This window comes from Leifsonia sp. Leaf264, assembly GCF_001422325.1.
Lineage (GTDB): Bacteria > Actinomycetota > Actinomycetes > Actinomycetales > Microbacteriaceae > Orlajensenia.
In genome coordinates this window covers 82,881-102,679 of sequence record NZ_LMMR01000005.1, presented here as the reverse complement: position 1 = coordinate 102,679, position 19,799 = coordinate 82,881, and the positions used below count along the sequence as shown (strand labels likewise).

Sequence of the window (19,799 nt, the reverse complement as noted above, 5' to 3'; positions counted from 1 at the left end):
CTGACCGTTCCGGTCCCTCGGGTGAGGAGCCGGGCCCGGGACCGTCAACGGGGTGTTTGACGACGCGCCGAAGCTGGCCTTTTGTCAGGCGAGATCAAGACATGTGGCAAAACGGCGGGTTCCAGCGAAAATTGATCGAGGACACTCCCGCTGGGCGGATCCGTGCGCGCAGAAAGAGCGGAGCGAGACCGCTGCTCTGTCGGTCCGCTCCGCCCCTGATGCCTCTGGTCAGCCGACGACGCGGCCGCGAGTCAGAGACCCGCTGGACATTCCGTTTCCGGTGCCGGTGTAGATGGTCTGACCGTCACCGGAGATTGCGACCGTGTACGCGCTGTAGGTTGCCCCGACCGTGACCTTGGACCAGCTCAGCCCGCCGTCCTGGGAGTAGAACGTGCCTCCGTCGATCCACGGGTCGGTGGCTGTCGCGGCGATCGTCTTCCCGTTGCCGGAGATGGCGATGTCGGTGTACTTCACCTCTGGGGCGTTGGCGATCGGCTGCCATGTGACACCGCTGTCCTTCGAGATGAGGAGACGGCGGGCGGTGACCCCGACCTTCAGCTCGATTCCGACAAGGACGGTGCCGTCGTTGTTCACGGCGATCTTCCGGAACATGTATCCGGACTCGGACTGGCCGCGCTGCTGCAGCGACCCCGCGGTGCCGACGTAGGAGTACTCGTCGTTGTATCCGGCAGATGCCTCACCGGACTTGGTACCGATGTAGTCGTCGAGGCCCGGGGTCGTCGCTACGGGCGTCCAGTTCCGGCCAGCGTCGGTGGATTCGATGATGCCGGTGCCGTTGTGGATGACGATCTTCCCGGCGCCTGTGACGAACCCGTAGGCGGAGTCGCAGGAGCAGGCGCGGGTGGTGGTGAGACGGTTCACCCAGTTGACGCCGTAGTCCTCGGACACGTACACGTCGGCGGTTCCCATGAATGCGATCTGGATGCGTCCGTCACCGCTCATGTCGGCGGCAGCGACGGTGTTGGCGGGGAGGCCGCCGGCGATGGGTGTGAAGGTAGCACCGTAGTCAGAGGACCGGTACATGGCTGAGCGGGTGTACGCGGTGACGTACTGTCCGGTCAGGTTGGTGGCGACCCAGTTCCATTCGGTGTTCGGGCCGACGACCTGCCAGGCCAGGGTGGGGACGACGTCGATGGTGAACCAGGCGGTGTCGGAGCCGGCGCTGGTGGATGCTTTCAGTTGGAACGTGAACGTCCCCGCCGTGGTCGGGCTGCCGGAAAGCACTGCTTCGTCGGAGACTTCAGTGCTCAGTTCCACGTTGGTGGGCAGCGCACCGTCGACGAGCTCCCAGGTGACCGGGACGTCGGCCATGACCCGCTCGTAGTAGTAGTTGTTGACCTGGCCGGACGGGAGAGGGTCTTCGATGATGCTCGGGGGCAGGATGACGTCACCGCCGGCCGGTGTCCCGTCATCGCCGGACGGGTACTCGTCGTCGCCGAAGTGCTTGGCCGTGTCGAACTTGATGGTGTTCTTCGGGACGCCGTCGAGGGTGAGGGTGATGGTCCCGCCGTTGAACAGGGACCGCATCGTCTTGTTGCTGCCGTCTCCGGCGACCAACCCTTCGGCACTGATGACGAGGGGCCCTCCCCAGATAGCGACACCGGTGTTGACGATCCTGATGGTTCCGGCAGTCACCGGGAGGTTCTTTCCGTCGCTGTCACAGACGATGACATCGGTTCCCGTGGCCGGCGTGCTCACGGCGCCGCCCAGCCACGGGTAGAAGGTCTTGAACGGATCGAGTGACGGATCGATCCCCGAGTAGGGAGGCTCGCCGCCGTATGCCTCGAAGTCGCGGCCGCCCTTGTTGCCGCCGACTTCGCGGGCGTAGGTGACGCCGACGCCGTCAGTCGGGCAGGCAACCGGCGTGCCGCCGGGGCCACCGCCGGGGCCTCCGGAGCCACCTGTCGGCTTCCCGGGGGTGTCGTCCACCTGCACACCCAGGTCGATGGTCCCGCAGTTCACGCTGGCGTCGTCAGCTGGTGCATACGCTTTCGGCTTCGGCTTCTTGTCGGTCACCCAGTAGACGTTCTTCCCGGATTCGGACCGGGATGTTGCGACGTAGCAGGAGCCTGTGCCGTCTGTCTGGATGAGGAGGGTGCCGGGGTCTTCCAACGTCCCGTCGAGTTCGATAAGGGTTCCGTACTTGCCGATGCCTGCTGGTGCCGGCAGCTTCGCGATGGCTTCGGCGTCCTTGACGGCGGTGAGGTCGGCTTTCGCCTTCTCGTCCTGGGACCAGGGGATCACAGCGAATACCGATGCGGAGATGATCCCGGCGATGATCGCGATGACGATGACGCCCACCATGATGGACACCAAGTCGATCGCGGCGCGTGCGGACGTGGGGAACTGTCGGTGGAGCCTGAGGAACATCTTTGCCTTCCAGGAGCCGCCGGCGCCTGTGTGCCGGCTGGTGGTCACCTGGGAGGCATGTGGCGACCGCTACCGGAAGATCCGCACCGTCAGCCGCGGCTTCACCGGGACGCCCTTGTGAGCCGCAACCATGTGGGCGAGCGACCCGATGGTGTGCCACACCCACCAGACGAAGAGGACGACGGCGAGGGACCAGGCGACAGTGTCGAACAGCAGGATCGCCACGGACAGAAGCGACATGTACATGGTGATGCTGAACTCCCAGTTCAGGGCAGCGCGGACGTTCTCGTGGATGTACGCGCCGCGTTTCCGCAGCAGCCAGTAGGCGTACGCGGCGGATGTCGCACCGAAGAACAGGCCGAGGGTGTGGACGACGGTGGCCCAGGTGCGCTGGTCATCAAACGGCATCGCCGCGTACGGCTTCGGCTCCGGTCGCAGGTCTTTGGTCTTCGAGCGGGTTGTGTGGCTCGGCTTGCTGATGAACATCGGTGAACTCTCGTCAGGCGGGTGGGTCAGAGGGGTGGAATGTGGCGGTGGGTCGTCACCGGCGGACCCGGAGGATGATGTCGCACGCTCCGCCGGCCGCCATGCCGGCAAGGATCGGTTCGACGTCTCCGAACGGGATGCCGACCACCTCCTGGTTCAGCATCGGCAAAGCCACCTGTCGGTGCCCACGCTTCACGGCGTCCCACAACGTGAAGTCGAGCCCGTTCTCGAACCAGTCCAGATGCACAGGGGTGTTCGGCCGGGCATGCACCGCGATGTTGTAGATCATCGGTGTGGACTGCGACCAGACGAACACTCCGCCGCCGCGCAGCGCGCCGGACTTCGCTGCCGACCGATACTTCTCGAACATCTTCGGGAAGTGCGTCTTCAGAGACGGGCCCGCCCATTGGCCGGCGGAGCCGGCAAGGTTGACGCCCTGGGCGATGGCTGGAGCTTTCGTGTCCAACAGCCTGCCCTGAGAGATGATCAGTGCGCCCATGTCATTACCGACCCTTGGGCGGGGCCATCCAGCCGTGAGCGAGTTGGTCGAACGTGGTTGCGCCGGCGGTGCGGGCGATGTGCATGAGCATGTCACCGCTGGCTTGCGCGTCAGCGCCAGCGTCGTGGTGGTCGAAGTCGGGAAGTCCGAGGGAGACGGTCAGCTTGTTGAGGCTGTGGGTGGGCTCGGCAGGGAACGCCTTCCGGGCCATCTTCAGCGTGCAGAAGTACTTGAAGTCTGGAGCGACGACCTTGGTGGCTTCGCTTGCCTGGGTGATGCAGGAACGCTCCACCGAAGCGTTGTGCGCCACGAGGGGGAGCTGCCCACCGTTGGTGTAGATCTTCAGGCGTTCGAGGATCGCAGGCCATTCGAGGGCTCCGACGATCATGTCCGGTGTGATGCCGTGAACGTCGATGCATCTCTGATCGAACCGTCCGTACTGGGACGGCGGGGTGATGAACCGACTGGATGACTTCACCATCACGCCGCCCTTGTACTTCGCCACTCCGACCTGGATGACGGAGGCGCGCTTCTGGTTGGCTGTCTCGAAGTCGATCGCCACGAAATCCAGGCTCATCGGAGGGCCGTTCCGGGTTCGGGTGTGTGCATGGCTCCGTCATGTGCGGATGCCGGCTGAATTGTGCCGGCGACGGCGGGGAGGCACGGCTTGATGTCGGAGAGGGAGCCGCGGAGAGCTCCGCAGCTGGCGCAGGTGACGGAGCGTGTCCGGGACAGGCCCCACTGGTGCGCGAGCACTGCAGGTTCTGCGGTCAGGTGTCCAAGGTCGGGCACAGGGTCTCCTTCTGGCCGGACGGGGGCCGGCGGTAGCGAGGAGGCATGTGGCGGACTCAGCCGAGGAGGAAGTCTGCCCAGATTCCGTAGTGGTCGGACACACCGATGCCGTCTTCGGTCTCGGTGGTGCCCCAGCGTCCGAAGCCGATCGGGTGGCCGGTTCGTCCGAACACGTACCCGTGTGCTTTCAGGTAGTCGATGCGGCGGCCGGGCATCATCTCCGGGTGGGGGACGCCGAACAGGCGGGCGGTCGCCCACGCTGTCTCGTTGTCGGTGCGGCTGGTGATCGCCGATGACGGGTGGCCGGCCATGTCGAACGCGTCTACCCACAGGGTCGACTCGCCGTCGACGACGCTCCGCCCGGACAGGTAGCTGTTGACAGCTCCGTCGGGGAGTGCGTTGAAGTCGCCACCGAGGAGGACCAGGGTTCCGGGTTCTGCTTCGACCAGGTCGCGTGCGTGACGGTCGATGATGCGTGCCTGGCGGAGCCTGATCGTCTCCGCGTAGGTGCCCCAGGCCAGGTGGGCGCTGATCAGGTTGATCTTCCAGCCGAGTTTGTCGACGGTGCCTGCGGTGATCGGAGGGTTGTTGAACATCTGCCCGGGCTGCCTGCCGACCTGCTCCAGCTCCGTGACCTTGTCGAACGGGGTGCGGGACAGGATGGCGGTGCCCGAATGGAAGCCCTCAGTGTGGAGGCCGAAATTGTGAATCAAGCCGTGGTAGCCGAGAGCGTCGGCGATCCGTCTCAGCGTGTCAGGCTGTCGCTCCTCGACTTCCTGGAGAAGGAGGGCGTCCGGCTGGAGCCGGTGCAGCTCCTCGATCGCCAAGGTGATCCGCTGGTCGATGGTGTCCTCGCCGTGGAGGATGTTCAGGGATGCGAGGCGGAAGGTCTCGGGCACGGTGGGTCCTTTCGGGATCACCGTGAAGCCATGTGGCGGAGTCAGGGGAGGAGGAAGTCAGCCCAGACGCCGTAGTGGTCGGAGATGGTGAGTCCGTCTTCGCCTTCGGAACCTGCCCATCGTCCGAACCCGATCGGGTGCCCGGCGCGGCCGTACGCCCAGCCGAAAGCCTTCAGGTAGTCGATCCGGCGGGCAGGGACGAGCTCAGGCCGGGCGATGCCGACGCTGCGAGCTGTAGCCACCGACAGGTCGTTGTCCGTGCGGCTGGTGAGTTCATCCTCAGGGGCGCCGGCGACATCGAAAGCGTCCACCCAGAAGGTTGAACCGCCGTCGACGACACCGGCCCCGGACAGGTACCGGTTGGTGTCCGAATCGGGCAGCATGTTGAAGTCCCCGCCCCACAGCACAACGGCGTCCGGGTTGGCGAGCCGGAGCTCTCGAGCGTGCTGGTCGATGGCGAGAGCCTGCCGGAGGCGCACGCCTTCATGGTCAGCGCCCCAGTACAGGTGGGAGGAGATCAGATGGATCTCGTATCCGCCCTCGGTGACGGTCGTCGTGATCGTCGGAACCTCGCTGGGGTCGTCGGTCACGCGGCGGACGTCGCGCACCGCGGAAGGAGCTGTCCTGGTCAGGATCGCGTTGCCGGCCACCAGCTGAAGAGAGGGGTGGGGCACCGGGCGGTAGGTGAAACCTTCCCATCCGAGCTCAGCGCGGACCCGGCGGACGATGTCGTCCATGCGTTCCGGGACTTCCTGGAGGAGGAGCGCGTCAAAGCCCAGAGTCTCCGCCTCAGCGATCATCAGGCTGACCCTGTCGTCGATCCGTTCGCCGGAATGGAGCAGGTTCAGCGAGGCGAGCCTGTACATGTCCGGCATGGGGTGGGTCCTTCCAGGGTCCGATCAGCCGTCAGGCTGTCCGGATGTGAAGGCATGTGGCAACGCTCGGCCTCAGCCGACTGACGGTGCCTCCGTGAGGAAGGTGGCGTCCAGCCAGGGGAACACCCAGAGCCCCAGCGCTGCTATCGCTGCTGCGAACCCGACGGTCATGGTGATCGCTTTCACCCAGCGCGGGCCGGGCAGGGCTCTCCAGAGTGCTGCATACATCAGGTGGTCTTCTTCCCGATCGCCGCGGCGACGATCTCATCGGCGATCTTCTCGGAGGTGCTCCTGGAAGTTCGGAAGTTCTTCGTCTGCCTGGCCAGACGGGCGAGGCGGTCTGCGGCGTCGTTCAAAGGGTGGTTGTTGTGGCCGCGGACCCAGCGGAGGTCAAGGTCGACAGTCCGGGACGCGTCGACGACCTTGTTCAGCTCGGAGATGACATCGAGAGGGTGGAAGGAGCGGATCAGCCCGTTCCGGGCATCGGTGATCGCCTCGATCGCACGTTTCGAATCCATGTAGATCGTCGCCGACCGGTACTTCTTGTTCACTCGAAGGAACCGTTTCACGGCGCCGATCTCGGCAGCCAGAGCGCTTCTCGCACCGCCCAGCGGGCCGAACCCCCGTGCCCCATCCTCAGTCATCCACCCGTAAGCGGCACCGCCGGCCTGCGGGTGGAATGCTCCGTCGGTTGCGCCGACGATACGGGTGCTCTCGGGGGAGAACAAGGTGAAGTTCCGGTCCTGGCGTTGCGGGACGTTCGGATCGTCCAGCATTCGGACGAACTTCGCTGACGACGGCTGCGGAAGAGGGAAAGCCTTCGCAGGTCGGCTATTCGGATGCAGGATGGGCGAGCTCATCAGATGAGCCCGTCGAACGGTCGCTGCGACCCGTCCCAGTGGAACATCCGGTCAACCGATTCGTGCTCCCGGTTGCCGAGCTCGTCGAAGAAATGCCGGATCGCGAAAGCGTCAACAGTTCCGTCGCGGTGGCAGTCCCAGGTGGCGGACAGTTCATCGGTGCGCCATTCAAGGCGGACCACTTCCCCGTCGGACAGGTCATGGCAGATGCCGGGGAAGATACCAGGGATCTCCAGCCCGGACTCGTCCATCTCAGCAAGGATCGCGCGAGCAAGCTCAGACGAATGCGGGTGGATCGCATAGCCGTCACCGTCGAACCAGCCGGTCTCCACATGCGACACCAGGGCCAGACGGGACTCCCACGCGGGGACATCGAGCGTCGCTGTTCCGGTGAAGTACATGGCGGCTGGTCCTTCCGGGACGGATGAAAGCGTCCTCTGTCGCCACCTACATGCGCGGACCCGCCGGAAATCGTGAACTCAGACGAGGATGGGGCGCTCGACGCCGGTCCAGACGAACACGTCGTACTTGCTGAGCTTCGTGTTCGCGTCATACCCGTAACGCTCCACCGTGCCGTCAGAACCGACATCCCAGGACTCATGCACAGAGTCCGTCAGCCATTCGACGAGGACAGCGGGACGGTCGATGCCGGGGAAGATGCCCGGCGTCGGCACCCCAGCCTCAAACAGGGTCACGAGGATCTCCCGAGCCAAAGCCACCGACTCCGCCGGGGGTGTCTCACCGTCACCGTCGTACCAGCCGGGCTCCGTCGCCGCGATCTCATCAAGACGGGCGAGACGGTTCTCCAAGGAGACTTCGACAATGGGGATCATGCCGGAAAGGCATGTGGCAGCAGCTCAGAACCTCCGGCCCGCCAACACATGCGCAGTCGTCAAACCCTGTACCCACGGCGGGATGCTGCCGAACCGGTGAACCTGCCCGATCTGCGACACGACAAAAATCGGACCGCCCACCGCGTCGTCATCCTGAACGACAGACCACCAACCCCGATAGCCGAGGTCAGCGAACTCGTCCAAGGAGTAAGCGACGAGCGGCGCCGGGACACCGGTGACGCGGACCGCGGCGATCGCTTCGTCTCCGGTCACGGGAGCACCTTCACCCAGTCAGGCGCATACCGACGGGCGGTGCCCGCCAAGTAGTTCCGGCCGATCGGATTGGCAGTGTGGATGTACACAGTGGAGCTCCACACGTCGTTCTCGATCATCCACATCAGAACCCGGCGGGTGGTGTCGTCACCACCGAGGTCGTGGTCGAAGCTGATCTCCTCGATGGGCTTGCCGGCATGTTCCTCGAGCACTGCGAGGGCCTCTGCGGAGGTGCGAGCGATCACCCAGTCGCCGGGAGGTGCAGGACGAAGGTCGTCGATCCAGAGCTTCATGGTTCCATCTTCCTGTTCGTCACTGTCATGTGCGGCGCCACTTGGATTTGTTCTCAATTCAGGCGACGAGTGCGAACTCGCTGCGGGTGCGGCGGATGCCGTTGGCGAGCTTCTGCCCACGGCGGAGGAGCTCAGGCTTCACCGTCTTATAGGCGTCCGTGTCGGGGTTGGTGCGACGGGCAACCAGTTCGGCGTGAGCGAGGGTGTCTGCTGCTTCGTTCATCGTGTAGCCGACGTGGGCTTTCACCCAGCGGAGGGTGACGTGCTTACCGTCGACGGCGGCGAGGATCTGGCGGGCGATGCGCACTTCCCGTGCGGTGGCCGGAGCTTCCTGCTGGTCGAGGAGGATTCGGAGGAGGCCGAGGGATAGGCGGGAGTCGGTCAGGAGGGTGATGCGGTCCTTCTTGGAGGCGCGAATGGCTTCGAAGATGGCGGTGAGTTCGGAGATGAGGGAGTTGGTCGCACCCTGAACGAGCCCAGCGCGGAAACGTCCGTCGTCGCTGATCCACGCGTAGGTGCCGAAGCGGCCCTGGATGTCGTGGGAGCCGTCGGTGGCGACGGTGACATGCTGGTCGGAGACGAGGGTGGCGTCTCCGAGTTCCAACTCAACCGTGTGGATGTTCAGTCCGATGCCGCGAAGGTTCTTTGCCATGTCGATCCCGCCATTCCCGGGGACCCCTTCCCCTTCGTTACCCACATGTGCGGCATGCGGCAAAACTGGTCGGGGCCTCAGACAGGGACAGGCTCAGCCCACAGCCAGCCCGGAGTTACAGCATGCTCGCGGCCATCGGCCGTCTTCACTGTGTGGAAGCCGCCGGCGCGTTCGGTGACCTCAACGACGTTGCGGTAGACCGCAGGGCCGTCGTCGTAGACATACGTGCGGGTCTTCTCGGTCACGGCGATGGTGGGATCGGACATGAGGCTCCTCCTTGTGGGTCGCTTGGAGGCATGTGGCGGGCGAACGGAACAGACCCGCCGAAGCGGGCCGCGCCCGAGCTCCGGCTAGATCAACGCCTCGAACTCCTCAGCGCTCATCACCTGCACACCCAGCGACTCAGCCTTCGCCATCTTCGATCCGGCGCCGTCTCCGGCGATCAGGATGTCGGTGGTCTTCGACACGGAGGACTGGGTGTTCGCGCCGAGACGCTTCGCGGCGTCGGTGGCGCCGGATCGGCTGAGGTTCGGGAACGTGCCGGTGAGGACGACGTTCTTCCCGGTGAGGGGCGACTCGACTGCGACGATCTGCTCCTTCGGGAGCGGCGTGTAGCCGCGCTCACGGAGCGCCGCGGCGAGCTCGGCGACCTTGTGCTGGTTGGCGAGGAAGTTGGCGGTCTTGATCGGTCCGAACTTCGGTAGGACCAGCAGCTCAGCTTCGGTTGCCTGAGCGATCGTGTCGAGGTCACCGAACCGGTCGGCGAGGATGCCGCCGGTGGTCAACGCCATGTGGGGCAGGCCGATGCCGGCGAACCATTGGACGACGGTGGCGCCGCGGAGGGCGTCCTTGATGGCGTTGACGACGACGGTGCCGGAGCCGACACCTTCGCCTGGGTACTTCGCGACGTCCTGAACGGTGACGGTGAGCATGTCGGCGAGGATCCTCACGTCGCCGCCGTCGACGAGCTTCTTGACGACAGAGTCGGATACACCCTTCACGCCGAGCATCCCGAGGCCGTACACGATCAGCTGGACAGGGTTCAGGTAGCCGTCAACTTTCAGGTTCACGCCGTCTCGGATCACCGGGTAGGTGACACCGTCGGGGGCGGTGAACTCGGTCGGGTAGATGATCTCCTCAGCGCCGCGGGGTGCGCCTTCGAGTCGGCCCATGATGAACGGAATCACCTCACCGCTCCTCTTCATGCGGAGGGTGTCGCCGACGCGCGGGTCGAGCTTCTCCACCAGCTCGAAGTTGTGGCCGGTGGCTTTCGTGTTCGTCCACCCGGCGACCGGGGGAGCGGTGTACGTGATGACGGGGGTGAGCTTGCCGGTGCGGCCCAGCTGCCATTCCAGGCCGGTGACGACGACCTCGTGGACGGCGGAGTTGAACTTGTACGCCACAGCCCACTTCGGGGTGCGGGAGCCTTCGCCCAGGGTGCGGCGGTCGACACGGTCGGTGACCTTGATGACTGCGCCGTCGGTCTCGAAGTCGAGGACGCCGCGGAGCTTGTCGATCCGGTCGATCTGCTCGAACAGGTCTCGTGTCACCAAGCCGATAGTGCGGCCGACGGTTCCGCCGACCTTGCCTTTGAAGATGTTCGCGGAGGTGGTGAACCCCCAGTGGGACACTTGGTCGTCGTCGACGATGTCGGAATCGTGGACGATCAGAGACAGGAGGGCTGCCTCGGTTCCGTGCTGGCGGCGGACGATGCCGGCAGCGGCGTTGCGCGGGTTGGAGTACGACTCCTCCAGCGACTCGTTCAGCTCCTCGAACACGGGAAGCTTGAACAGGATCTCAGCCTTCAAGATCAGCTTCGGGGGAGCGCCGATCAGGGTGCGGGGGAGCACTCCGGCGTCAGCCATCAGGCCGACCGCATAGTCGACCGACTCGCCGAACGTTCCGTCACCGCGGGTGACAGCTGACGTGAGCTTCCCGTCGACGTAGGTGAGGGCGACAGCGTTCCCGTCGAACTTCAACTCGACGTCGTAATTCCAGGCGTCGGTGTTCTCGACGAACTTCGCCAGGTCGTTGAACGCATGCTCCGGCTTGCCGTCCTCGTCAGCCTGGATCTTGTCCAGCGACAGCATCCGACGCTCATGCTTCACCTTGCCTTCCGGGACGTACCCGTGGCCCACGACCTCTTCGACGCCCTGCTCGGCCAGCTCGGCGGTGAGCTTGTCGAAGTCGGCGTCGTCCATGATGGACTCGCCCTCGTAGTAGGCGGCAGCGGCGGCGTTGCGGGTGGCGATGAGGGTGTCGATGTCAGTCATGTGCGTCTCCTGGTAGGCGTCGTTCTTCTTCATCGCCTACATGCGCGGTAGAGCGGGGATTTGTACTGATTCTGGCACCAACGTACGACGCCCATTCGGGCCCAGATGGGCGGCGATCAGAGGAACGCGGCGACGCTCTCCACGGTGTCCGATGCCGTATCTGTGGAACGGTGTCTGGCGGTGCGGCGCCGGCCACTTGCGCGGTCGGGAGGGCCGATCAGCAGGAATGTGGATTGCCTGAACCGGTGAGTGCCGTCCGTCTGTAGGAGCAACGGATCGTCGTCACGGACGACCGTGAAGGCTACATCCACAGACTTGCCGTTCTGTTCGGAGGCTTCAACCAACCAAGTCTGCTTCGCGTTCACATGGACGACGTGCCCGTGCGCGAGCTCACCTGCGGTAACGGTCATCGGGGGCTCCGCGAAGCCTTGGCCGGTCCGGGTCACCAGCAGCTGAGTCGACTGTCTGAACCGGTGCTCGCCGTTGGTGCCGGAGGTCCCGGCATCCGAGAGGTCCTGTTCGACGACGTAGACGATGTCGACTGACTTGCCGGCGGGGGTGGCCGACAGAACCCGCCACCAGGTCGCGGCTGTGTACAGGACGATGTCGTCCGGGCGCAGCTCAGAGGCGTGAAGCACGCTCAGCTCGGGGTGGGTTCCAGTCGATCTCATCGACGGTCAGGCATGTGGCGAGGTCGGGTCAGAGTGTGGCGCGGACCAGCATCAGGCTGTGGCCGAGGACATTCCGGCCGATCCCCGTCTTCCTGTCCACTCCCCAGTACCGGTCGTTCCAGTGGTTCCCTTCCTGGAGGTAGGCGGTGCCCGTGTCCGCGAGTTTCTGGCGGAGCTCCGGGTCGGCGAACTTCTGCTGCAGCAGACCCACCATGATCTGCACCTTCACCTGTTCCCAGTCGGTGCGGAGCTGGATGGAACGGCCGGCGTACTTCGCCTTGTTCGGGTCGACGGCTGCCATAACGCGGGCGTGGTCTTCCGGGGTGGTTGCCTTCGCGGCCTGGAAGCGGTGCTCAACGGTCTTCCCGTCGGCTTCGACGTGGAAGTTCGACAGGAATCGGTACTGCCCGACGAACTCGGGGATGATCTCGGCCATGGGGTTCCTTCCGTTGCGGGCTGGTGCATCCTTCATGTGCGGATGCCGGCGACTGTGCCCAGCAGGCTCGTCACAAAGTGATGGTCGCAGCCAGCGCCGTGAGAGATGTGCAGCTGCTGGTGCCACCGCTGACGGCGCCCGCGGCCGAAGTGGTGTTGTCGATCCAGTAGGCGACACCTGTCGGCGTCTTGATGACGGCGGTGTAGCAGCTGCGGTCCGGACTGACGTACACGGCTGCGGCCACCGTTGAGGACAGCTTCCCGCTGCTGAGGAGCGCGGCTTTGTCGATGTAGGAGCCGTTGCCGATGAAAGCGTTCCTTTGAGCTGCCCGGATTGCCTCCAGTTGCGACATCGCGGTCTGCGAGTGCGTCCAAGGGATCACAGCGAACAGTCCGACGCCGACGGATGTCGCGATGACGGCCATGACGATGACTCCGACCATGACAGATGCGAGATCGACAACGGCGCGTTGGTTGCGTGTGCGGTGGAGCAATCGGATCATGGCCGTCCCTACAGGTCTCGTCAGCGAGCTACGTCACCTGTAGGTATGTGGCGCATGTTACGGACGTTGCGATGTTGCGAGCTCCGCCGCCGCTGTGAGGCCCGCCAGGTGGGCGCGGTGTTCCGGGTCTGACCATCCACCGTCGTCGAAGCTGGCGCGGAACCGGGCTACTCCGGCCTGATAGGCGTGGTCGAGTGCTTCGGCGTCAGTTCTGGCTGCCGTGCGGGAGGCGGCCCTAGTGGTCGACATCGGTTCGTTCCTGACCCAGCAGGAAGCGGATGCCATCGAGATCATCTTGAAGGTCGGCCTCAGAGGGCAGGCTGTTGAGGAGCGCGAGCTGTCGCTCGACGATGCGGCGCCGGCGGAGCAGCTGCTCCCGCGTCACCGTGATCGTCAGCGAAGCTGTGCTGGCTTCTCCAGACGAGACGGCAGCTGGCAGGTCGGGTGAGCCGAGGGCCATGAGGAGGTGGCCACGGATCTGGTCGGGATCCCACGACTGCGCGATCGACTCTTCGATGACGTCGAGGGCTGCATCCTCGAACCGGTTCGGTTGGGCGATGATCTCCCGCCCCTTGTCGGTGACGACAGCGCCTTCCGTCTCCCGCCACACGACGACGCCCAGCTTGGTGAGGATGAGGTCGCGGTACAGATTCTCGGGGAGCCCGGCGGCTTCGAGCAGGTCGGGATAGCGGACTGTGAGGTTGTTGCGGTTCGCGTCGTCAAGTGCGATGAGGAAGGCGCGGATCGCGGAGGTGCGGTACCCACCGAGGTACAGAGGTGTCGTCGTCATGCCACCCACATGTGCGGATCAGCCGACGAATGCTCAACCTATGGCTGCGTGAAGGAAGCCTGCTACGAACCCGTCGATGGTCGCACCCAGCAGGTGAAGGACGAACCAGAGACCGACCACGCCCAGCACCCAGATGAGTCGCCGGATGACCACGGACCGGTCGACGAGCTCGGTGGTGAGCCCCTCCCAGAGCGATACGCCTCGAGCAAGAGTCAGAGCGGCGACAGTCGGAAGGACCCACGCGTACAGGACGGTGTCAGCCTTGCCGGCGAACGTGGCGATCTGGCGAGGTGCGAAGTGGATTGTCTCCGACACGATCGGCATGCCCCAGAACACGAATGCGGCGACGACGACAACGATCCATGCGTTCACCATCCACCAGAACGTGTTCTGTCGGATGAGATAGTCGGACCAGATGCTTCTCGGCTGATGAGCAGACGCGGCCTGCATCTGCAACATCTGGCTCTGCTGCATCTGGCCGTGGGGATCCTCGAAGCTCATGCCGAGATGACATGTGGCGGGAGGCCTGTCAGTCGCCGAGGATGACCGCTCGCTTGTCCGGGTCGTTGCAGCTGTCGATCTCCTCCTGGCGAAGATCGCGGTCAGAACCCGCCTCAGCCAGCGTCGATTCCAGCTGCTTGATGCACCGCTGGATGTCCGCTTTCTCTTCTTCCGATGTCGGATCACCGCATCCGGCAAGGACGAGCACGCCCGCGACGGCGATCACAGCGCCGAGCTTCTTGAACATGGAAGCACCTCCTGCGTTCTGGCCCACCCGCTCCGCAAGTTGCCATCACGCTATACCTGATGGAGGCAGGGCCGCCACCGAGAGGAAGGATACCTAGTGACGGACCTCGACGGTGATCTCGTTGTCGAGCACCCGCTGGAGTTTGAGTTCCAGCTTGGACAGCCGTTCTGCGGCCCGGTCGATCGCCTCCTGCGCGGCTTTGCTTTCGGATCGGGTGAGGAAGTCGCCGTCGAGAATGAGGGCGGTTTCGGCCTTCAGCAATGCGACGGACGCTTTCCCGATCTGGTCCTGCAGGTCACCGGCGTAGCGTTCTCGGATGTCGTCGAGGGAGAGGTCGGCGCTGCGTTCAGCATCGCCAGGCCAGGCGTCGTCGATGAGGTTGATGCTCATGTCCGGAAGCCATGTGGCAACTACGCAGTAGGCAGCTTCCTCGGGATCACCAGAAGGACCGCAGCGGTGAATGCGATGACGCCGGCGACGGCGACATAGCCGTCGAGTCCGTTCCTCATGACGTAGAACGCCGGAGCGAACACCAGGGCGGCGGAAATGACGGCGTTCAGCAGGGACACGTCCTCACCGGCTTTCCGCGGCACCACGGGGTCGTTCTCGAACCGGGCGACGTACTTCGACAAGATGAACACCAGGATGAACGTGGCGATGAGGACGAACGGTCTGGACAGCCACCATCCCTCCGTCGCCGGTGCCGGCGCGGCGTCAGGGATCAGAAGCGTGACACCGGTGACCAGGATCAGGCAGGTCATGTGCCACAGGTAGATCGTCATCAGCCTGGTCCCGAACAGGAACGTGAACACCCGCGCCGGCTTCCGCTGCATGAGCTTGGTGAGGGCCGGGTGGATGAGCACCAGAACGCTGATCTGAATGACGCCGAGGAGCATCAGCGGGACTGTGGGCGGGTTCAGGTTGTGCAGCATGTCCGCCACGTACAACCCGCTGATGATGATCGCGGAGAGGACAGCTGCAGCGGCGGCGCCGATCGCGGCGACACGGGCACGGCCGATTCGGAAGAAGAACCCATCCGCGTACAGGAAACCGAGCTGACTGACGAAAAGCCAGACGAAGAACAGGTTGGCAAGACCGATCCACTCCTGGTTGAGCGAGTAGCGGAGGGCGTCGACGAGGACGGCGCCGGCGGCAAGTGCGGCCAACGTCCTCCAGGGTGCAGCCTCGTGGAGCCTGGCCATCAGCGGCACGAACAACTGGCAGAGGATGTAGGCGGCCACGAACCACAGCGGTGTGCCGATACCGGTGACGACGCCGTTGAGGAAGGTGGGATCGACGAAGGCGGCAGTCACGTTGATCGCGACCGCGAAGAAGATGAACACCGGGATCGCAGGACGAGCCAGCCGGATCACCCTGTTGCGGATGTAGTCCGCTGCTGTACCGCCGCGACGCTGCAGTGAACGCCAGCTCGTCAGCGAGGAGAACCCGCCGAGAATGAAGAACAGCGGCATGATCTGCAGGAAGAGGGTCGCCACGGGGAACCAGGGCTGCGGTGTCAACGGTTCGCTGACGATGATGTTCCCGTCCGAGCCGATTCCGACGCCGACCATCAGCATGTGGGTCATCACCACCACGACCACGGATACGACCCGCGCGAAGTCGACGGCGAGGTCACGTTTGGCCAACGCGGCAGTGGTGGACGGTGGAACCTCAACGGTGGGGTTGCTCATGTCTCAATGACATGTGGAGAGCTTGTACATGCTTGAGCGGGCATGCACTGGGAACCGCTCCGGGGTTACCCTGATCTTTGGGTCAGCGATCGACTAGAAGCGCCAGCTGAAGCCCTTCCCGATGCGCAAGCTGACACGACCGCGGGAGCTCACCGAGAACGGGCCGACACGCGTGGAGGCGGACACGCCGGACTTGGATACGTTGACTCGGCTGCGCCGTCCGACCTTGATGCTCTTGCGGAAGATCAGTCCCACGGTGGGCTCCTTCTTGTTGGGTTGACGCAACCTACATGTGCGGCAAGCCATATTCTCGCGGCCAGGCCGGCCGAGGAAGTTCCCCGTTCGGGCTCAGTGCTCCAGGTCAGGAACCGCGTCTCGCCACACCACACCGGCATCGGCGAGGATCCGGGCCGACTCGGCGGCGTCGTGCTTCGCCAGGGATCGTCCCGGCGACACCGGCACGACAGTGGAGACGACGGTGTGGCGGTACACCTGGACGACGTTGAACGACTGCCCGGAGTCCACCTGGGCTTCGCCCCGCCAGTCAGACGTCAGGTCCTGGGTGAAGGCGGTCGATGCGGCGACCATGACGGGAACACCACCGAACATGCCGTTGGCCGGGTAGTGCAGGTGACCTGCGAGGATCGCTGCGACATCCGACCCGACGACCACGTCGCGCAACGAAGCCTGGTCGAGGAGCTCGACCGCTACTGCGAGGTCTGTGAAGGTCGGCAGGGGAGGGTGGTGGAGAGCCAGGATTGTGCCGTCCGGTGCAGGCTCAGCCAGTTCAGCCTTCAGCCATTCCAGCTGCTTCTTCGACACATGCCCGTGGTGGAATCCGGGGACTGTGGAGTCGAGGCTGATCAGGCGGAGGCCGCCGAACCAGCGGACCTCGTCGACCGGCTCGGTGCTGCCGACACCGTCGAGGAGTTCGGTGCGGAACGCGGCTCGGTTGTCGTGGTTGCCCATCAGCCAGACCACGTCAGCGCCGATCCTGGCCGCGGTAGCGTGCACGACGGCACGGGCCGCGCGGTAAGCGTCGGCGCTGCCCTCGTCGGCGATGTCGCCGGTCAGGATGATCGCCTCAGGTCGGATCCCGGACTGCTCCAGGTGCGCCATGGTGGTGGCCAGATGGGCGGCGGAGTCGAAGCGGCCGTACAGCTTGTAGTCCTCGACAAGGTGGGTGTCGGAGATGTGCACGAATGTGTGTTGCGGCCGCGGGTGCTCGGTGTAACGGGGCATGCTGTGAAGGCATGTGGCGGACGCCTGCTTCCCCTACGAGGCAGGCGTCCGTCACACCGCACACCCGGTGCGGTCTGTGGTCCGTCAGGCGACGAGCTGGGCGACGGAGGTTCCGCCGTCCATCACCACCTCGACGCGAGCGGGGAACGCGTCGCGGACAGAGTCGATGTGGCTGACGGTGATGACGTTCATCTCTTCGGACAGTCGGAACAGCGTCCCGATGGTCGACATGACGCCCTTCTCGTCCAGCGTTCCCCAACCCTCGTCGAGGATGAAGGATCGGATTGGCGTTCCGGTTCCGCGTGAGATCGACTCCAGCAGACCGACGCGGATCGCGACGTTCACACGGAAGCGCTGACCGCCGGACAGGGTCTCGTAGGCGCGAACACCGGTGGGTGTCTCCACGTACACGCTGATCTTGTTGTCGGGGGTGCCGTTGGTGTTCTCGCGGCTGGTGCGGAGTTCCACCTTCAGTTCGCCGTTCGACAGTCGCTCCAGCGACGAGTTCACGGTCTCGTTCAGCTGTTCCACGACGGTGTTGAGGATCATCGCGGGGATGCCGGCGGGGGAGAACGCTTTCATCAGCGTCATGTTGATGAGGATCTCCCGCTGTGCGTCAGCTTTCTCGACGCGGAGGGCCGCGAGGCGATCCTCCTGGTCGGCGCGGAGCAGAGCAGCCTCGGTACGGCGGTGCTCCTCAGCGGAGTAGACGGTCACGAGACGGCGTGCTTCGCTGCGGAGCCGTTCCAGCTCGATGCGGCGTTCGTTGTAGCCGGAAGCTTCACCGGCGACCAGAGCTTCGGCGGCGCGGAGGTCTTCCAGGAGGTGGGTCTCCTTCGCCGTGGGCTCAGCGGTTTCCGCTGCCACAGCGCGCGCGCTGGACAGCTCAGTCTCAGCGGCGTCGACTGTTGCCTGCTCGTCGGCGTCGGCGGCAGCGATCTGGGTGCTGTGAGCGTCAGCAGCCTGGCGTCGCCAAGCGTCTTCATCCTTCGATGACTGCTGGAACGCTTCGGCTGCAGCCTGCTCGGCAGCGTCGGCCTGCTCCTTCGACCCGATGAGGGCATGGAGGGAGGCCATCGCGGTGCTGATGCGGTCCGCTTCGACATCAGCGGCTTTCGCGGCCTGGAGGTGGGCTGCACGCTCAGCGTCAGCCGCTTCTGCGGCGGCGTTCGTCTTCATGCCGGAGTCGCGGAGGTCCAGCATCTTCTGCTTCAGCGAAGCGATCGCGTCGCGCTGCAGTTCGATGAGTGCGGCTGCGTCCGAAGCGGAGAGGTGCTGTCCGCAGGTGAAGCATTCGGCGTGGTCAGTGTCGGCTGCGCTCTTCTCCAGCAGGGAGATCCGTGCTTCGGCGTCGGCGACAGCTGCCTTCGCGGTGGCGGACTCAGCGCGAAGCTGGGCCACGGCACCGCGGAGGTCCGCAGCCTTCTGGAATGCGGCGTCGGCGGACCGGCGAGCGTCATCAGCAGTCTCCCGACTAGCGGTGACTTCATCGACGAAGGTGGGGAGGTCACGCTCGGCGGAGGCGATCTTCAGCTTCTGCTCCGCGGCGGCACGGCGCTGCGTGGTGGCCTGCTCGCGGATGCGTTCTGCACGTGTGGATGCCTCGGCGAGGTCGCGGGTGAACCGTGCCTCAGCGGCGGCGCGGGTGGCCGCTGCGCGGTTCTTCGCCTGGCCGATTGCGAGCTCCGCTCGTTCCACCTGCTGGGTGGCTGCGGTCAGTTTGGCGACTCGGTCGTTCCTGACGAGCTCGTAGGCCTGGCGCGCTTCGACGGTCTGGCGGGCAGGGTCGGTGGCGTTCAGCTCGGCGGCTTGCTGGGTGTATCGGTCGACGTCGTCGTTCGCGTCGGACAGGTTCTTCGACAGCTGCTTGTCGGTCATCCCGTCAAGGTCGAACTGCTGCCCGTCTGCGGCGTCCATCGTGCCGGAGAGCTCAGCGAGCTTCCCGTCGACGGTGGCTACCAGGATGGCGGCGGCATCTGCGGCAGCTTTCGCTGCTTTCGCTTTCGGGGTGTAGATGTCCAGGCCGAAGATCTGGGACAGAAGCTCGAACCGCTTCGATGGCAGAGACTCCGCGAACTTGCCGTACGTGCCCTGCTCGGCGATCCATGTCATCGTCGCCGTCTGGTAGTCCATGCCGAGCAGGCCGACGATGTACTCGTCGACCTCCTTGACGCCCTTCTCTGTCACTCCACGCCATCCGGAACGGGTGGACGGGTCGGCGACCAGAACCTGGGCGGAACCGGATCCCTTGCGGGTGAAGGTGCGGGAGACGCGGTAGAGGGTGTCGTTGACTTCGAACTCGACGCTGACTCGGCCCTGCGGCACGTCAGTGGTGATGGACTCCTGCACGGTCTTCGTGGGGAACTTCGCGTAGAACGCGGCAACGACTGCTGCGACCAGGAGGGCGGATTTGCCGGCTCCGTTCTCGCCGACGCCGACGACCAGCGGGTGACCGTCGATGACGACCTGCTGCGGGTCGCGGTACGACCACATGCCTTCGATTTCGATCGACTTGATCTGCACGGCAGTTCTCCTTACTGGCAGGCGGGGTGCGCCTGAATCTTCAGCACTTACATGTGCGGATTGCGGCGGA

28 protein-coding genes are annotated in these 19,799 nt (G+C 64.9%); all 28 read right to left on the bottom strand.

The genetic code is table 11. The features are described 5' to 3' along the window. Positions 1–228: 228 nt before the first annotated feature. Entirely contained in the window at positions 229–2,439 is a 2,211-nt protein-coding gene (locus ASF30_RS09485; protein ID WP_157497140.1) for a WD40/YVTN/BNR-like repeat-containing protein, read from the bottom strand. Between the two features lie 21 nt (positions 2,440–2,460). Beyond that, positions 2,461–2,877 (bottom strand): DUF4870 domain-containing protein, encoded by a 417-nt coding sequence (locus ASF30_RS09480; RefSeq protein ID WP_055905212.1) that lies wholly within the window; start codon positions 2,875–2,877, stop codon positions 2,461–2,463. Between the two features lie 55 nt (positions 2,878–2,932). Beyond that, complete coding sequence (locus tag ASF30_RS09475) at positions 2,933–3,376, bottom strand: hypothetical protein (RefSeq protein WP_055905209.1); 444 nt, start codon at positions 3,374–3,376, stop codon at positions 2,933–2,935. 4 nt (positions 3,377–3,380) lie between these two features. Then, positions 3,381–3,953 carry an exonuclease domain-containing protein gene (locus ASF30_RS09470; protein ID WP_055905206.1) on the bottom strand — a complete coding sequence of 191 codons (573 nt, stop codon included), beginning with the start codon at positions 3,951–3,953 and terminating at the stop codon, positions 3,381–3,383. Beyond that, on the bottom strand, positions 3,950–4,168 hold the full coding sequence (locus tag ASF30_RS22645) for a hypothetical protein (RefSeq protein WP_157497138.1): 219 nt from the start codon (positions 4,166–4,168) through the stop codon (positions 3,950–3,952). The genes ASF30_RS09470 and ASF30_RS22645 overlap by 4 nt, the downstream gene beginning before the upstream one ends. Positions 4,169–4,224: 56 nt before the next feature. Beyond that, on the bottom strand, positions 4,225–5,067 hold the full coding sequence (locus tag ASF30_RS09465; RefSeq protein WP_055905203.1) for an endonuclease/exonuclease/phosphatase family protein: 843 nt from the start codon (positions 5,065–5,067) through the stop codon (positions 4,225–4,227). A gap of 41 nt (positions 5,068–5,108) precedes the next feature. Further along, positions 5,109–5,942: an endonuclease/exonuclease/phosphatase family protein gene (locus ASF30_RS09460; RefSeq protein ID WP_055905200.1), complete on the bottom strand. Its 834-nt coding sequence runs from the start codon at positions 5,940–5,942 to the stop codon at positions 5,109–5,111. 72 nt (positions 5,943–6,014) lie between these two features. Beyond that, positions 6,015–6,170: a hypothetical protein gene (locus ASF30_RS23155; RefSeq protein WP_200918455.1), complete on the bottom strand. Its 156-nt coding sequence runs from the start codon at positions 6,168–6,170 to the stop codon at positions 6,015–6,017. Next, positions 6,170–6,718, bottom strand: coding sequence for a ribonuclease HI (locus ASF30_RS09455; RefSeq protein WP_055905197.1), 549 nt, complete (start codon positions 6,716–6,718; stop codon positions 6,170–6,172). Before ASF30_RS09455 ends, ASF30_RS23155 begins: the two co-directional genes overlap by 1 nt. Positions 6,719–6,801: 83 nt before the next feature. Further along, positions 6,802–7,203 (bottom strand): hypothetical protein, encoded by a 402-nt coding sequence (locus ASF30_RS09450; protein WP_055905194.1) that lies wholly within the window; start codon positions 7,201–7,203, stop codon positions 6,802–6,804. A 78-nt stretch (positions 7,204–7,281) separates the two neighbouring features. Next, on the bottom strand, positions 7,282–7,635 hold the full coding sequence (locus ASF30_RS09445; RefSeq protein ID WP_055905191.1) for a hypothetical protein: 354 nt from the start codon (positions 7,633–7,635) through the stop codon (positions 7,282–7,284). A 24-nt stretch (positions 7,636–7,659) separates the two neighbouring features. Continuing rightward, the gene (locus tag ASF30_RS09440) at positions 7,660–7,908 is read right to left on the bottom strand and encodes a hypothetical protein (protein ID WP_055905189.1); all 249 of its coding nucleotides are present in this window, start codon (positions 7,906–7,908) and stop codon (positions 7,660–7,662) included. Continuing rightward, positions 7,905–8,201, bottom strand: coding sequence for a cyclic-phosphate processing receiver domain-containing protein (locus ASF30_RS09435; protein WP_055905186.1), 297 nt, complete (start codon positions 8,199–8,201; stop codon positions 7,905–7,907). Before ASF30_RS09435 ends, ASF30_RS09440 begins: the two co-directional genes overlap by 4 nt. Positions 8,202–8,259: 58 nt before the next feature. Next, positions 8,260–8,853 carry an RNase H family protein gene (locus ASF30_RS09430; protein WP_055905182.1) on the bottom strand — a complete coding sequence of 198 codons (594 nt, stop codon included), beginning with the start codon at positions 8,851–8,853 and terminating at the stop codon, positions 8,260–8,262. 77 nt (positions 8,854–8,930) lie between these two features. Next, complete coding sequence (locus tag ASF30_RS09425; protein ID WP_055905178.1) at positions 8,931–9,119, bottom strand: hypothetical protein; 189 nt, start codon at positions 9,117–9,119, stop codon at positions 8,931–8,933. A gap of 84 nt (positions 9,120–9,203) precedes the next feature. Next, positions 9,204–11,126 (bottom strand): BRCT domain-containing protein, encoded by a 1,923-nt coding sequence (locus ASF30_RS09420; protein WP_162240741.1) that lies wholly within the window; start codon positions 11,124–11,126, stop codon positions 9,204–9,206. 116 nt (positions 11,127–11,242) lie between these two features. Beyond that, entirely contained in the window at positions 11,243–11,797 is a 555-nt protein-coding gene (locus ASF30_RS09415; protein ID WP_157497136.1) for a hypothetical protein, read from the bottom strand. Positions 11,798–11,825: 28 nt separating this feature from the next. Beyond that, positions 11,826–12,233 (bottom strand): NADAR family protein, encoded by a 408-nt coding sequence (locus ASF30_RS09410; RefSeq protein WP_055905170.1) that lies wholly within the window; start codon positions 12,231–12,233, stop codon positions 11,826–11,828. 70 nt (positions 12,234–12,303) lie between these two features. Continuing rightward, positions 12,304–12,735, bottom strand: a complete 432-nt coding sequence (locus ASF30_RS09405; RefSeq protein WP_055905168.1) for a hypothetical protein — start codon at positions 12,733–12,735, stop codon at positions 12,304–12,306. Between the two features lie 57 nt (positions 12,736–12,792). Further along, positions 12,793–12,984 carry a hypothetical protein gene (locus tag ASF30_RS22640; protein WP_157497134.1) on the bottom strand — a complete coding sequence of 64 codons (192 nt, stop codon included), beginning with the start codon at positions 12,982–12,984 and terminating at the stop codon, positions 12,793–12,795. Then, positions 12,971–13,525: a hypothetical protein gene (locus ASF30_RS09400; protein ID WP_055905165.1), complete on the bottom strand. Its 555-nt coding sequence runs from the start codon at positions 13,523–13,525 to the stop codon at positions 12,971–12,973. The genes ASF30_RS22640 and ASF30_RS09400 overlap by 14 nt, the downstream gene beginning before the upstream one ends. A gap of 33 nt (positions 13,526–13,558) precedes the next feature. Next, positions 13,559–14,026 carry a hypothetical protein gene (locus tag ASF30_RS09395; protein WP_055905163.1) on the bottom strand — a complete coding sequence of 156 codons (468 nt, stop codon included), beginning with the start codon at positions 14,024–14,026 and terminating at the stop codon, positions 13,559–13,561. Between the two features lie 28 nt (positions 14,027–14,054). Next, positions 14,055–14,273: a hypothetical protein gene (locus tag ASF30_RS09390; RefSeq protein ID WP_055905160.1), complete on the bottom strand. Its 219-nt coding sequence runs from the start codon at positions 14,271–14,273 to the stop codon at positions 14,055–14,057. 93 nt (positions 14,274–14,366) lie between these two features. Further along, on the bottom strand, positions 14,367–14,663 hold the full coding sequence (locus ASF30_RS09385; protein WP_055905157.1) for a hypothetical protein: 297 nt from the start codon (positions 14,661–14,663) through the stop codon (positions 14,367–14,369). Positions 14,664–14,683: 20 nt separating this feature from the next. Next, positions 14,684–15,964, bottom strand: a complete 1,281-nt coding sequence (locus tag ASF30_RS09380; RefSeq protein ID WP_055905154.1) for an acyltransferase family protein — start codon at positions 15,962–15,964, stop codon at positions 14,684–14,686. A gap of 93 nt (positions 15,965–16,057) precedes the next feature. Continuing rightward, complete coding sequence (locus tag ASF30_RS09375; protein WP_200918454.1) at positions 16,058–16,219, bottom strand: DUF4236 domain-containing protein; 162 nt, start codon at positions 16,217–16,219, stop codon at positions 16,058–16,060. A 93-nt stretch (positions 16,220–16,312) separates the two neighbouring features. After that, positions 16,313–17,206 carry a metallophosphoesterase gene (locus tag ASF30_RS09370; protein WP_055905148.1) on the bottom strand — a complete coding sequence of 298 codons (894 nt, stop codon included), beginning with the start codon at positions 17,204–17,206 and terminating at the stop codon, positions 16,313–16,315. Positions 17,207–17,290: 84 nt separating this feature from the next. Beyond that, positions 17,291–19,729, bottom strand: coding sequence for an AAA family ATPase (locus tag ASF30_RS09365; protein WP_055905145.1), 2,439 nt, complete (start codon positions 19,727–19,729; stop codon positions 17,291–17,293). Positions 19,730–19,799: the final 70 nt, after the last annotated feature.